This is a genomic window from Pseudomonas sp. KBS0710 (genome assembly GCF_005938045.2).
In the GTDB taxonomy this organism is placed as follows: Bacteria; Pseudomonadota; Gammaproteobacteria; order Pseudomonadales; family Pseudomonadaceae; genus Aquipseudomonas.
In genome coordinates this window covers 5,198,835-5,212,510 of sequence record NZ_VCCF02000001.1, presented here as the reverse complement: position 1 = coordinate 5,212,510, position 13,676 = coordinate 5,198,835, and the positions used below count along the sequence as shown (strand labels likewise).

The window sequence follows — 13,676 nt, the reverse complement described above, 5'->3', positions numbered from 1 at the left end:
ATGTCTGCTGCCAAATCTATCGATATCAAGAAAAGTGTGGTCGATACGGTCCTTGCCGGGCTGATTTCGTTGATCGTATTCGGCCCGATTGTCGGCGTGGTGCTCGACGGCTACAGCTTTAACCTCGAGCCTGCGCGTGTGGCCACTTTGGTTGCCATCGTGATGGCCGGGCGCTTTGCCTTGAGCCTGTTCCTGCAAACCCCCAAGGGCGTGAAGATTCTGCAAGGCTTCGAGAGCAGTGGCTCCGGTGTGCACGTGTTGCCGCCAGACTACAAATCGCGGCTGCGCTGGATCATCCCGGCACTGATCGTGATCGCCATCGTGTTCCCGATCTTCGCCAACAAATACCTGCTGACCGTGGTGATTCTCGGGCTGATCTACGTGTTGCTTGGCCTTGGCCTGAACATCGTGGTGGGCCTGGCCGGCTTGCTCGACCTGGGTTACGTGGCGTTCTACGCCATCGGCGCCTACGGCCTGGCACTCGGTTACCAATACCTCGGCCTGGGCTTCTGGAGTGTGTTGCCCCTGGCAGCCATCGCTGCGGCGCTGGCGGGATGCATACTCGGGTTCCCGGTGCTGCGAATGCACGGCGATTATCTCGCCATCGTGACCTTGGGTTTTGGTGAAATCATCCGTCTGGTGCTCAACAACTGGTTGTCGTTCACCGGCGGCCCCAACGGTATGCCAGTGCCTTCGCCGACCTTCCTCGGCCTGGAATTCGGGCGTAAGGCGAAGGATGGCGGGATTCCGTTCCACGAGTTCTTCGGCATCGATTACAACCCCAACATCAAGTTCATGTTTATCTACATCGTGCTGTTCCTGGTGGTGCTGGCCGTGCTGTACATCAAGCACCGCCTGACCCGCATGCCAGTGGGCCGCGCCTGGGAAGCCTTGCGCGAAGATGAAATCGCCTGCCGCTCCATGGGCCTGAACCATGTGCTGGTCAAGCTCTCGGCGTTCACTATCGGGGCCTCGACTGCGGGGCTGGCCGGGGTGTTCTTTGCCAGCTATCAGGGCTTCGTCAACCCGTCGTCGTTTACCTTCTTCGAGTCGGCGTTGATCCTGGCCATCGTGGTGTTGGGTGGCATGGGCTCGACGGTGGGCGTGGTGATCGCGGCGTTCGTATTGACGGTTGCGCCGGAGTTGCTGCGTAGCTTCTCCGAATACCGTGTGCTGCTGTTTGGCGTGTTGATGGTGGTGATGATGATCTGGCGACCGCGCGGCTTGATCCGCATCAGCCGTACCGGTGTGACCCCACGTAAAGGAGTGGCGCCATGAGCAAAGAAGTCGTCCTCTCCGTGGAACACCTGATGATGCACTTCGGTGGCATCAAGGCCTTGAGCGATGTAAGTCTGCAGGTCAAACGCAACTCGATCTTCGCCCTGATCGGCCCTAACGGCGCGGGCAAGACCACGGTGTTCAACTGCCTCACTGGCTTCTACAAAGCCAGCGGCGGCAAGATCGAACTGAACATTCGTGGCAAGCAGACCAACGTGATCCAGTTGCTCGGCGAACGCTTCAAGGCCGTTGACTTTGTGTCGCCGAAAAGCTTCTTCAGTCGCGTGTACTACAAGATGTTTGGCGGCACTCACTTGGTGAACCGTGCAGGCCTGGCGCGGACCTTCCAGAACATTCGCCTGTTCAAGGAAATGTCGGTGTTGGAAAACCTGCTGGTGGCCCAGCACATGTGGGTCAACCGCAACATGCTGGCGGGCATCCTCAACACCAAGGGCTACCGCAAGGCCGAAAGCGATGCCCTCGACCATGCCTTCTATTGGCTCGAAGTGGTGGACCTGGTGGATTGCGCCAACCGCTTGGCCGGTGAGCTTTCCTACGGCCAGCAGCGCCGCCTGGAAATCGCCCGCGCCATGTGCACCCGGCCGCAGATTATCTGCCTGGACGAACCGGCCGCGGGCCTCAACCCGCAGGAAACCGAAGCCCTCAGCGCGATGATTCGCCTGCTGCGCGACGAACACGACCTCACGGTGGTGCTGATCGAACACGACATGGGCATGGTGATGAGTATTTCCGACCACATTGTGGTGCTCGACCACGGCAACGTGATCGCCGAAGGCGGCCCGGATGCAATCCGCAACGACCCGAAAGTGATCGCCGCCTACCTGGGCGCAGACGAAGAGGAACTGGTATGAGTGCACCTATCCTCGAAATGAAGGACCTGGACGTGTTTTACGGCCCGATCCAGGCCCTCAAAAAAGTCTCGCTGCACATCAACGAAGGCGAAACCGTAAGCCTGATCGGCTCCAACGGCGCGGGTAAATCCACGCTGCTGATGTCGATTTTCGGCCAGCCGCGCGCCGAATCCGGGCAGATTCTGTACAACGGCGTCGACATTACCCACAAGTCATCCCACTACATTGCCTCCAACGGCATTGCGCAGTCGCCGGAAGGGCGGCGGGTGTTCCCCGACATGACCGTCGAGGAAAACCTGCTGATGGGCACCATCCCGATTGGTGACAAGTATGCGCAGGAAGACATGCAGCGCATGTTTGAGCTGTTCCCACGCCTTAAGGAGCGGCGTACTCAGCGTGCAATGACCATGTCCGGTGGTGAGCAGCAAATGCTTGCCATCGCCCGCGCCTTGATGAGCCGGCCCAAACTGCTGTTGCTGGATGAACCGAGCCTGGGCCTGGCGCCCATTGTGGTGAAGCAGATCTTTGCCACACTGCGCGAGCTGGCGGCTACCGGGATGACCATCTTCCTGGTGGAACAGAACGCTAACCACGCGCTGCGCCTGTCGGACCGGGCGTATGTGATGGTTAACGGCGAGATTCGCCTGACGGGCACCGGCAAGGAATTGCTGGTTAACGAGGAAGTGCGCAACGCCTACCTCGGCGGGCATTAACGCCTGCCCCTGATCGTTCCCACGCAGAGCGTGGGAGCGATCATCAACACTTGTTTTTGGGGTGTCTTCAGTGCGCCCGCCAAATTGTGGAAAACAAATCCAGACACCCTCCAAAGCGCGACATATAGCCGCCGCAAATCCCTGTTTTGTCACAGTTTTGACTTGTCTCCATCCGCTGTGGAACCGGCTGTGGGTAACGTGGGAGTAGCTGGCTGTAAGCCTTTAAAAACGTGGCTTGCAGCGTGGTGGTTGTTTATTGATCAGCGGTTTTTTGCTGGCCTGCCGAGGGCTTTGTCAACCTGTTTAAAGACACAGGTATATGACTGATTTATGTCCGCTCAGCCTGTGGATAAGTCTGTGACTAAACTCTGGAAAGACCTCCGCAGAGGCCGGAATGACTGGCCTGGAGCCATCGTTCAGATTTTTCCTCTTGCCATTGGCCTACATACGCCTTGGCCAAGGTCAAGCAAAAAACTTTCTGAAACCGCCTGCAAGCCTTGTATAGAGCGGCTTGGCGCTTTTTACACTTGCCCCCAAAGACTGTGGGCGCCGTTGTGGATAACCTGCGTGTATATGGCTGCAAGCCACGTTCTATAAGGCTTTGCGTGATGTGATTAAAAAACAACCAGCCGTGCATGAAGTTATGCGCTTAACGGTTGCCGCAATCGTGGCGTAAGGGCATTCTGCTGGCTGTTTTTTTCCCGATGCCCGCAAGGAGAACACCATGTCCGACACGCTGTTTATTACTGGCGCCACCTCAGGTTTCGGCGAAGCTTGCGCCCGCCGTTTTGCCGACGCCGGCTGGAAACTGGTGCTTACTGGCCGTCGTGCTGAGCGTTTGAATGCCTTGGTCGAAGAGCTTTCCAAGCAGACCGAAGTGCATGGCCTGGTGGTGGACGTGCGTGACCGCAAGGGTATGGAAGAGGCCATCGCCAACCTGCCACCGTCGTTCGCCAAGCTACGCGGGCTGATCAACAACGCCGGCTTGGCCGTGGGCACCGACCCTGCGCCCAAGTGCAGCCTCGACGATTGGGAAACCATGGTCGACACCAACATCAAGGGCCTGCTGACCACCACCAACCTGCTGTTGCCGCGCCTGATCGCCCATGGCCGTGGCGCCGGCATCATTAACCTGGGGTCCATCGCCGGTAACTACCCGTACCCAGGCAGCCACGTGTATGGCGGCTCCAAGGCGTTCGTGAAGCAGTTTTCGCTGAACCTGCGTTGCGACCTGCAAGGCACCGGCGTGCGTGTGACCAACATCGAACCGGGTCTGTGTGAGAGCGAGTTCTCGCTGGTACGCTTTGGCGGTGACCAGGCGCGTTATGACGCGACCTATGCCGGTGCCGAGCCGATCCAGCCGCAAGACATTGCCGACACCATCTTCTGGGTGATGAATACCCCGGCGCACGTGAACATCAACCGGTTGGAGCTGATGCCGGTGAGCCAGACCTGGGCTGGGTTTGCGATTGAGCGTGGGGCCAAGGGCTGAAACTGATTGTTGTTGTGGCGAGGGAGCAAGCTCCCTCGCCACAATGGGTTTCATTGGCCTTTAATTGGCGTCAAATCGGCCAAAACAGGACATAAGGTACACTCCACGCCTGAAAACCCCTCCGCACTGTGCGGTTTAAAGGTTTTGACGGGAGGAAATGTGAGTAACCGAGGTGAGCAGGCACTGCTCAAACAATCGACGATTCTGATGTTCGCAGTCGCGATCGCCGGGATTGTCACGGGTGTGATATCTGGCGCCCAATCCATTCTATTCGACGGCTTTTTCTCGCTGATCGCCACCGCCATCAAGGTGCTGATGCTGATCACGGCCAAGCTGATCGCCAAGAAAAGCAACGAGCGTTTCCAGTTCGGCTACTGGCACCTGGAACCGATGGTGCTGCTGATCGAAGGCAGCTTCCTGTTGCTGATCGCGATCTACGCGTTTCTCAACGGCGTGTTCGGCATCATCAATGGTGGGCGTGAAATCGAATTGGGGCTGGTGATCGTCTACGCGGCGGTGTTTACCGTGGTCGAGTTCGCCTACTTCTTCTACGTGCGCTATCGCAATCGCACGCTGAAATCTTCACTGATCCAGTTCGACAACATCAGTTGGCTGGTGGACGCGATGCTATCGGTGGGCTTGCTGATCAGCTTCCTCGCCGCGCTGTTGCTCAAGTCCCAGGGTTATGGCGAATGGGCGGTGTATGTTGACCCATTGATCCTGATTCTGCTGGCCCTGAGCATGCTGGCGCCGGCGTTCAAGATCCTGCGCCCGGCGTTGCGCGAGGTGCTGGGCATTGCCCCGGACCACTTGGACGACAAAGTGCGTGAAGTGATGGACGCGGCCCAGGCCAGGCATGGTTTCGATGACTACGTGTCCTACGTGCAAAAGCACGGGCGGGCGCGGTTTATCGAGATTCATGTGGTGCTGCCGGCCAATTACCCGGTGGATAACGTGGCCACGCTTGATGGGCTGCGTGAGGAGATATCCACAGGGCTGGGTACGCCGGATGCGGCGCGCTGGTTGACGATCAGTTTTACCGGGGATCGCAAGTGGATTGCATGACAGTCAGGTAGACCGAGGTGAGGCTATCGCAGGCAAGCCAGCTCCCACATTTGACTGTGTTCACACATCAAAATGTGGGAGCTGGCTTGCCTGCGATGAGGCACTAAAGCTCAACCCAGATGCTGGATCAGCCCCTGGTAGCAAGTGGCCAAGTGATACGGCGTTGTCGACGGCATATCCCGCCGGCTCACCGCACCCTTGGCATCCAGGCATTCATGCCAGCCTTTCTCATGCAAAAAGCGCTGTTGCAGCGCCAGCAATTGGCGCTGTAACACCGCCTCGCTGCCCGGCCGCAAGGTCAGTGCCCGCAGGTATTCAGCCTGGGCCCAGATCCGTTGCGTGCCGTCGCGCACGCTGCCATCCAGCGCGAGCATGCCGCTGACTGCGCCACTTGATTTATCCACACCCTTGAGCTCCGCATAGGCAAATGCCCGCGTCAGCGAGGCATGCAACGCTGTGCTGCGCAGCACGTCCGACGATTCGAGCAAAAAGAACCATTCGAATTGATGCCCCGGCTCAAACCAGTTATCCACAGCGCCCAGCGGTTTTTCCATCATCACCCCGTGCTGGCGGTCAATGAAGCGCTTTTGCAGGGCGGTGGCCAGGTCCAGCAACGCATCCTGGGTGATCGCGTCTTCACGCACGGCCAGTGTGGCGAGAAAGCCTTCAGCCAGGTGCATCAGCGGGTTTTGCAGCGGGCCGGACTTGAGCGATGACCAGTTGCGCTCCAACACGGCTTCGTACAGGCCGTCGCCGGTGGCAAAACGTTCGGCGACCACCGCAAGGGCCGCGTTGAGTACCGACTCCACCAGCGGCTCGCGTACCTTGGCCCAATAGTGGGCGCAGGCGAAGATGATGAAGGCGTGGGTGTAGAGGTCTTTGCGCTTGTCCAGCGGTTTGCCGTGGGCGTCGATGCTGTAGAACCAGCCGCCATGCTCGGCATCATGGAAATGCCGTTGCAGCGAACGAAACAGCGCCGCCGCGCGTTCTTCGGCAAACGCTGCACCGGGCTCGCCGATCAGGCTGGCGAACAGGTACAACTGCCGGGCGCAGGCCATGGCGCGGTAGCGTTGCGGGGGCAATGGCTGGTGATTGGCGTCCAGTGCCTCGTAGGGCAACGCCAACTCGGCATTCCAGCCCGGGCCTTGCCACAGCGGCACGATCAAGGTGTGGAAGTGCGTAAGCACGGCATTCAAGGAAGGTTGGGAAGCGATGGGCATCGGCTGGCGTCGTCACGGCAGAGGTGTAGGCGCGCATGGTAGCAGGCTTGAGTTCTGCGGTGTTTGTGCCACCGCAATCGCAGGCAAGCCAGCTCCCACATTGGGCTGTATTCACAGATCCATATGTGGGAGCTGGCTTGCCTGCGATGGTGCCCTCAGCAGCGCCGCCAATCAGCCCGCCAGCAACCAGACCCCAGTCGCCGCCGAAGCAGCACCGGCAACCCGCACCAACGGCGCCGCAGCGGCCGGCAGAAAGCGCACCACCGCATATCCAACGGCATGCAGAGCCGCCGTCGCGCCCACAAACCCGGCCGCATACGCCCACGGGCTGGACATGTCCGGCAGCTCCAGGCCGTGGGCCACACCGTGGAACAGCGCAAACAACGCCGTTGCGGCCACTGCCACAAACAGCGGCGGTCGCACTGCCAGTGCTACTGCCAGGCCCAGCGCCAGCACCGAGGCGGCAATCCCGCTTTCCAGCGCCGGCAGTTCCAGGCCTTCAAAGCCGAGCAGGCCGCCGATCAGCATGGTGCCGACAAACGCGCAAGGCAGTGCCCAGCGCGCCTTGCCTTGTTGCTGCGCGGCCCACAGGCCGACGGCGACCATGGCCAGTAAATGATCAATACCGCCCAATGGGTGGCTGATACCGGCCACCAGCCCATTATCGCCATGCCCGGGGTGAGCGAAGGCGAGGGCCGGTGCCAGCAGCAGGGCAGCGGTAGCGAGAAGTTTGTTAAGACCCATACAGGCTCCTTTTTGGGGGTGGGATCAGGCCGCAGTCAGCAAGCCCTGACGTTCGATAAAGGCGACGATTTCATCCAGGCCGACGCCGGTTTTCTGGTTGCTGAACACAAAGGGCTTACCGTTGCGCATGCGTGTGGTGTCGCTGTTCATCAGTTCCAGCGAGGCGCCGACCAAAGGCGCCAGGTCGATCTTGTTGATCACCAGCAAGTCGGATTTGCAAATACCGGGCCCGCCTTTGCGTGGCAGCTTGTCACCGGCAGACACATCGATCACGTAGATGGTCAGGTCTGACAGTTCCGGGCTGAACGTGGCCGACAAGTTGTCGCCGCCAGACTCCACCAGGATCAGGTCCAGGCCGGGAAAGCGGCGGTTGAGTTGGTCCACGGCTTCGAGGTTGATCGAGGCATCTTCACGAATCGCCGTGTGCGGGCAGCCGCCGGTTTCCACGCCGATGATGCGCTCGGGCGCGAGCGCCTGGTTGCGCACCAGAAAATCCGCGTCTTCACGGGTGTAGATATCGTTGGTGACCACCGCCAGGTTGTAGCGGTCGCGCAGCGCCAGGCACAGCGCCAGGGTCAGGGCGGTCTTGCCGGAGCCCACTGGGCCGCCGATGCCGACACGCAAAGGTTGTGTGTTCATGTAGGTCTCCTAGGAACGGAACAGGCGGCTGTATTGGCGCTCATGGGCCATACACGCCAGGGACAGGCCGAACGCGGCGCTGCCGAAATGGTGAGGGTCGATGCGTGCCGCGTCCTGCTGGGCTTGTTGCAACAGGGGCAGCAGTTCGCTGGTCAGGCGTTGGGCGGCTTGCTGGCCCAGCGGCAGGGTTTTCATCAGCACCGCCAATTGGTTTTCCAGCCAGCTCCACAGCCATGCGGCCAGGGCGTCGTCGGGGCTGATGTGCCAGGCGCGGGCGGCCAAGGCCCAGCCCAGGGCCAGGTGCGGTTCGTCGCGTTGGGCCAGAAAGTGGCGTGCGGCGTCGTCCAGCTCCGGCAAGCCGTTGAGCAGCTGTTGCAGGGAGTAGCCCATCTGGCGACTCTCCTGATACAACTCGCGCGTCTCGCGGCTGGCGCGGTGCTCTTCGCACAGCTGCGTCAAACGCGGCCAATCCTGTTCGGCGGCGGCGCGGCAATGGGCTAGCAACAGCGGCGCTTCAAAACGGGCGAGGTTGAGCAACAACTGGTCGCTGATCCAGCGCCTGGCACTGGCTGCATCATTGACCCGGCCGTTGTCCACCGCCATCTCCAGCCCTTGGGAATAGCTGTAGCCACCAATCGGCAATTGCGGACTGGCAAGACGCAACAGCGCCCAGGCTGGGTTCATAGACGCACGCCGAACTGGTGCAGCTTGGGGGGGTAATTGAAGTCTTCATCGCCATGGCGCGAATGATGATGGCCGCCGCCATAGGCACCGTGTTCCGGCTGGAACGGAGCCTCGATGGTTTGCGTGGTGGCACCGAGCTGTTCGAGCATGGCCTTGAGCACGTAGTCATCGAGCAGGCGCAGCCAACCGTCGCCGACTTGCAGGGCCACATGGCGGTTGCCGAGGTGATAGGCCGCGCGGGTCAATTCAAAGGCATTGCTGCAGGTCACGTGCAGCAGCTGTTCAGGGCGGGCGACCACGCGTACCACGCGCCCGTCTTCAGCCTGCAGGCACTCGCCGTCGTGCAGTGGCGGTTGGCCGCGCTCCAGAAACAGGCCTACATCTTCGCCGTCGGCACTGAAACAGCGCAGGCGGCTTTTGCTGCGGGCTTCGAAGTTCAGCAGCAGTTCAGCGGCCCAGAGGGCTTGGGGGGCGATTCGGCGGTGGATCACCAGCATCAGGAGGCTTCCAGCTATGAGCGATAAATGAGCTAGAGCAAGGGGCTTGCCAACCGTGTGTATGGACAGGAAATCCCTGTAGGCAAGCACGGACATGCCACCGAATAGGGCGTCAGCCATTTCCTGCTGCGCTTCAATTTGGTGCGTCAGGGGTTTTATAGCACTGGATAGGGGCGTTTTGCGTTGATAGACGTTGCGTGGAGGATGAAATTTCCTTCATCTGTTTCGCACCGGATTTTTCTCGGAATTGTCCTACGCGATTGAAGGAATTAGCGTCCAAAAAGTTACGTGCTGTTTCATTACGATGTGCGCCGTGTTTAATCCACTGCGACGCCGATCATGTTCAGAGTATTTTTGGTTTCACTCATTGTCAGCTTGTCCTGCGCCGTCATACCGGCCTCAGCCAATTTAAAAGCACCTGTGGCCTTTGAGCCCTCCGCCACCATCGACAACGTGATCGATCGTGCCCATGAGCTGCTCGGTACGCCCTATAAAAGCGGCGGTACCAAGGTTGACCAGGGGTTTGATTGCAGCAGCTTCCTGGTCTATCTGTTCAAGACCGAAGCCAATATCCGCTTGCCGCGCACCACCACAGAAATGCATCGATCAAGCGCCGCGACCGTAAAGCGCGAGGCGCTCAAGCCCGGCGACGCGGTATTTTTCAAAGGCAATGGGCGCGGCCAGGTCAGCCATGTCGGCCTTTATATCGGCAAGGGTAAATTCATCCACTCGCCGAGCACCGGCAAACGCGTGCGTATCGATTCATTGAGCAACAGCTACTGGAAAAAGCACTACACCACCGCCAAGCGCTTTCACACGGCGGGCTGATTTGGGCTTACTCGGTACTGCCCAGCCCTTGCCAATGCTTGAGGCCGATAAAGATAAAGCGCAGTTGCTGGGTGATTTTCGCCTGGGGCGTAAGGTGGGCAGGCAGGGCGTGGGTCGGTGGGTCGATGATGTCGGGCAGGGTGGCGAATACGCTCTTGACGATCAGGTCGGCCATCACGTGCAGGCCGTCGGCATCCAGGTGCTGGAGCTTGGGCATCAACGTGAGGTCGGCAGCCAAATCACTGGTGATGTCTTCACGCAGCGCGCCGATGGCTTGGCGCACAGCCAAACAACCACCGTATTGCTCGCGGGCCAGGAACAGGAATTGCGAACGGTTGGCTGAAACCACGTCCAGAAAAATCCGCACAGAGGCATCAATGATGCCGCCCATCACGAACTCGTTGTGACGGACCAGGCGAATGGTGGCGCGGAAGGTCTGGCCGACTTCACTGACCAGGACGAGCCCTAGCTGGTCCATATCCTCAAAATGACGATAGAACCCGGTGGGCACGATCCCGGCGGTCTTGGCCACTTCGCGCAGGCTCAGGCTGCCAAACCCACGGCCACACTCCATCAGATGGCGGGCTGCGTCCATCAAGGCGAGGCGGGTCTGTTGCTTTTGTTCGGCGCGGGGCAGCATCGGCGGGCGGGCTTTGTCGGCAAGTACAGCGACGCACTCTAGCAAAACAGCTTCAGCTACGTCGAACTTGGCGGGGTATCGGGGTGTGATGCAGTTCAGATAAAAGCAAAAGCCCGATCTTCGGATCGGGCTTTTTTCTCGGCCACCACGGGGTTAGCTCTGTGCTTGATGCAGTTCTTGCAGACGGTCAGCACCGCCTTCAGCAACGCCTTCGGTGTAAGCGCGTTTGTTGGCTTGCTCAGCACCGCCTTCTACCAGACCTTTTTGTTCCAGGCGATCACGGCCACCTTCAGCAACGCCTTCGGTGTAAGCGCGTTTGTTGGCTTGTTCAGCGCCGCCTTCTACCAGGCCTTTCTCTTCCAGGCGGTTACGACCGTTTTCAGCTACAGCGCCTTTGGCGTAGTCGCGGTTTTCGTCTTCTTGCGAACCGCTGCGGGCCAGGGTCTGGCTCGACTGAACAGCTTGAGCTTTGTTCTGTGGGGTAGCTTGTTCAGCGGCTGGAAGGGCAAATGCGCTGGAAGCCAGGACCGACAGCAGGACAGTAGCGAGTATTTGGCGTTTCATGATGGGTTGCTCCTTGGGAGGGCGATAAAGTGGGTACAGGGCTAATGTTACTCTCGAGAAGTCGATATAAAAGTTCATAAACACAATGGTAATAATCAACAGAATTGATTGTTCCCCACAGAGGCTCTAGAACGCGCCTCTCAAGCCCGCGCTTTTGCACCGTGGTGGGTATTTTCGACACGAAGGTGGGTAACAATGGTGCGCCGTCGATGATGAAAACTGTCTGGTCGATCAGGAATGTGGCTTTTTGCGACTAAATCGCTGATCGGGTTAAACCCCCAGGCGGTTTGCCAGTCGTAGCCTTATAAGCTGTAGTTTTGCTATCTGTGTTGAGGAGTCCTGTGCAATGACGCGCACTCGTAAAATCGTGGTTTGGAGCTGCGCCAGCTTCGCTGTGTTAATCGCTATCGTGGTCTTGGTGCTGGTGTTTTTTGATTGGAACCGCATCAAGCCGCCGCTCAATGCCAAGGTCTCCGAAGAATTGCATCGACCGTTTGCCATTAATGGCAACCTCGCCGTGGTGTGGGCGCGCGAGCCCGACGAAGGCGGTTGGCGTGCCTGGGTGCCGTGGCCGCATGTGATTGCCGAAGACCTGAGCCTGGGCAACCCGGACTGGTCAAAAAAACCGCAGATGGTCACGCTCAAACGCGTTGAGCTGCGCATTTCGCCTTTAGCATTGTTGGCCCAGCGCGTGGTGATCCCGCGTATCGACCTCACCGAGCCGAGTGCCGACTTGCAGCGCCTGGCTGACGGTCGCGCCAACTGGACCTTCAAGTTTGACCCCAAAGACCCCAACGCCGAGCCCTCCAACTGGGTGGTGGACATCGGCTCCATCGGCTTCGACAAGGGCCATGTCACCCTCGACGATCAAACCCTCAAGACCCAGCTGGATGTGATCATCGACCTGCTCGGCAAGCCGATTCCCTTCGGTGAAATCGTCGGTGACGCGGATGCCAAGAAGGCTCTGGAAAAAGGCTCGGCGCCGCAGGATTACGCATTCGGCCTCAAGGTCAAAGGCCAGTACCACGGCCAGAAACTCGACGGCACCGGCAAGATCGGCGGGCTGCTGGCCTTGCAGGACGCGGCCAAGCCGTTCCCGCTGCAAGCGCAAGTTAAGATCGCCGACACCAGCATCGCGCTGGCCGGCACCCTGACTGACCCGCTCAACCTGGGTGCCCTGGACCTGCGCCTGAAACTGTCCGGCAGCAGCCTGGGCAACCTTTACCCGCTGACCGGCGTGACGCTGCCAGACTCCCCGGCCTATTCCACCGACGGCCATCTGATCGCCAAGCTGCATGAGGCCAGCGGCGCGTCATTCACCTACGAAAACTTCAACGGCAAGATTGGCGACAGCGACATCCACGGCAACCTCAGCTACGTCGCCAGCCAGCCACGGCCCAAGCTCAGCGGTACACTGGTGTCCAACCAACTGCTGATGACCGACCTTGCGCCGTTGATTGGTGCCGACTCCAACGCCAAGCAAAAGGCCCGTGGCGGTGAGAGCAAGCAGCCGGCGACCAAAGTACTGCCGGTGGAAGAGTTCCGCACCGAACGCTGGCGTGACATGGATGCCGATGTGGAGTTCACCGGCAAACGCATCGTGCACAGCGCCGACCTGCCGTTCACCGACCTCTACACCCACTTGGTCCTCAACGATGGCCAACTGAGCCTGGAGCCCCTGCGCTTTGGCGTGGCCGGTGGCAAGCTGGATGCGCAGATCCGCTTGAACGGACAAACCACGCCGATGGAAGGCCGTGCCAAGCTGACGGCGCGCAACTTCAAGCTCAAGCAGTTGTTCCCGACATTCGAGCCGATGAAGACCAGCTTTGGTGAACTCAACGGCGATGCCGACATTTCCGGGCGCGGCAACTCCGTGGCAGCCTTGCTGGGCACCTCCAACGGCGACCTGAAAATGTTGATCAATGACGGCGCCATCAGCCGCGGCCTGATGGAAATTGCCGGGCTCAACGTGGGCAACTACGTGGTCGGCCGCTTGTTTGGCGACAAGGAAGTGAAGATCAACTGCGCGGCGGCGGACTTTGGCATCAAGACCGGTCTGGCAACGACGCGGCTGTTTGTGTTCGATACCGAGAACGCGATCATTTATATCGATGGCACGGCGAACATGGCGACCGAGCAGTTGGACTTGACCATCACGCCCGAATCAAAAGGCTTCCGCCTCTTTTCCCTGCGCTCGCCGCTGTACGTCAACGGTCCTTTTATCAAGCCGAATGCAGGTGTGAAAGCGGTGCCGTTGATGTTGCGTGGTGCCGGGATGGTCGCGCTCGGTGTGATCGCCGGCCCGGCTGCCGGGTTGCTGGCATTGGTCGCACCAAGCGGTGATGAACCCAACCAGTGCGCACCGTTGCTGCAACAGATGAAGGAAGGCAAGGCGCCCAAGACTGTGAAGTAACAGAAGGCACGCTAACCCGATGTGGGA

Annotated in this window: 14 protein-coding genes; 7 read left to right on the top strand and 7 right to left on the bottom strand. The window is 59.6% G+C overall.

Translation table 11 applies throughout. From position 1 onward, the window contains the following. The 5 genes from livM to FFI16_RS23885 all read left to right on the top strand — a co-directional run bounded on the left by livM (position 1) and on the right by FFI16_RS23885 (position 5,420). Entirely contained in the window at positions 1-1,278 is a 1,278-nt protein-coding gene (gene livM, locus FFI16_RS23910) for a high-affinity branched-chain amino acid ABC transporter permease LivM (RefSeq protein ID WP_017136077.1), read from the top strand. After that, positions 1,275-2,150 (top strand): ABC transporter ATP-binding protein, encoded by an 876-nt coding sequence (locus FFI16_RS23905; RefSeq protein ID WP_138817090.1) that lies wholly within the window; start codon positions 1,275-1,277, stop codon positions 2,148-2,150. The genes livM and FFI16_RS23905 overlap by 4 nt, the downstream gene beginning before the upstream one ends. After that, positions 2,147-2,863, top strand: coding sequence for an ABC transporter ATP-binding protein (locus FFI16_RS23900; RefSeq protein WP_069786861.1), 717 nt, complete (start codon positions 2,147-2,149; stop codon positions 2,861-2,863). The genes FFI16_RS23905 and FFI16_RS23900 overlap by 4 nt, the downstream gene beginning before the upstream one ends. A 724-nt stretch (positions 2,864-3,587) precedes the next feature. After that, positions 3,588-4,355, top strand: a complete 768-nt coding sequence (locus FFI16_RS23890) for an SDR family oxidoreductase (protein ID WP_138817089.1) — start codon at positions 3,588-3,590, stop codon at positions 4,353-4,355. Between the two features lie 159 nt (positions 4,356-4,514). Then, a complete protein-coding gene (locus FFI16_RS23885) occupies positions 4,515-5,420 on the top strand; it encodes a cation diffusion facilitator family transporter (RefSeq protein WP_138817088.1) in 906 nt (301 codons plus the stop codon). Between the two features lie 110 nt (positions 5,421-5,530). Here the strand turns inward: FFI16_RS23885 and FFI16_RS23880 are convergent, their stop codons facing one another. From FFI16_RS23880 to ureE, 5 genes are all read right to left on the bottom strand, one after another. Continuing rightward, positions 5,531-6,640: an AGE family epimerase/isomerase gene (locus FFI16_RS23880; protein ID WP_138817087.1), complete on the bottom strand. Its 1,110-nt coding sequence runs from the start codon at positions 6,638-6,640 to the stop codon at positions 5,531-5,533. A 171-nt stretch (positions 6,641-6,811) separates the two neighbouring features. Beyond that, entirely contained in the window at positions 6,812-7,384 is a 573-nt protein-coding gene (locus FFI16_RS23875; RefSeq protein WP_138817086.1) for a HupE/UreJ family protein, read from the bottom strand. 24 nt (positions 7,385-7,408) lie between these two features. Beyond that, complete coding sequence (ureG, locus tag FFI16_RS23870; protein WP_028615537.1) at positions 7,409-8,023, bottom strand: urease accessory protein UreG; 615 nt, start codon at positions 8,021-8,023, stop codon at positions 7,409-7,411. Between the two features lie 9 nt (positions 8,024-8,032). After that, positions 8,033-8,707 carry an urease accessory protein UreF gene (locus FFI16_RS23865; RefSeq protein WP_138817085.1) on the bottom strand — a complete coding sequence of 225 codons (675 nt, stop codon included), beginning with the start codon at positions 8,705-8,707 and terminating at the stop codon, positions 8,033-8,035. Beyond that, a complete protein-coding gene (ureE, locus tag FFI16_RS23860) occupies positions 8,704-9,204 on the bottom strand; it encodes an urease accessory protein UreE (protein ID WP_138817084.1) in 501 nt (166 codons plus the stop codon). Before ureE ends, FFI16_RS23865 begins: the two co-directional genes overlap by 4 nt. A 339-nt stretch (positions 9,205-9,543) precedes the next feature. Here ureE and FFI16_RS23855 point away from each other — a divergent pair, with 339 nt between their 5' ends. Beyond that, positions 9,544-10,032, top strand: a complete 489-nt coding sequence (locus FFI16_RS23855) for a C40 family peptidase (RefSeq protein ID WP_138817083.1) — start codon at positions 9,544-9,546, stop codon at positions 10,030-10,032. Between the two features lie 7 nt (positions 10,033-10,039). Here the strand turns inward: FFI16_RS23855 and FFI16_RS23850 are convergent, their stop codons facing one another. Beyond that, positions 10,040-10,672, bottom strand: a complete 633-nt coding sequence (locus FFI16_RS23850; protein ID WP_138817082.1) for a TetR family transcriptional regulator — start codon at positions 10,670-10,672, stop codon at positions 10,040-10,042. Positions 10,673-10,825: 153 nt separating this feature from the next. Then, positions 10,826-11,236 carry a hypothetical protein gene (locus FFI16_RS23845; RefSeq protein WP_056860500.1) on the bottom strand — a complete coding sequence of 137 codons (411 nt, stop codon included), beginning with the start codon at positions 11,234-11,236 and terminating at the stop codon, positions 10,826-10,828. 346 nt (positions 11,237-11,582) lie between these two features. On the opposite strand from FFI16_RS23845, the gene FFI16_RS23840 reads away from it, so the two are divergent. Beyond that, positions 11,583-13,649 carry an AsmA family protein gene (locus tag FFI16_RS23840; RefSeq protein WP_138817081.1) on the top strand — a complete coding sequence of 689 codons (2,067 nt, stop codon included), beginning with the start codon at positions 11,583-11,585 and terminating at the stop codon, positions 13,647-13,649. Positions 13,650-13,676: the final 27 nt, after the last annotated feature.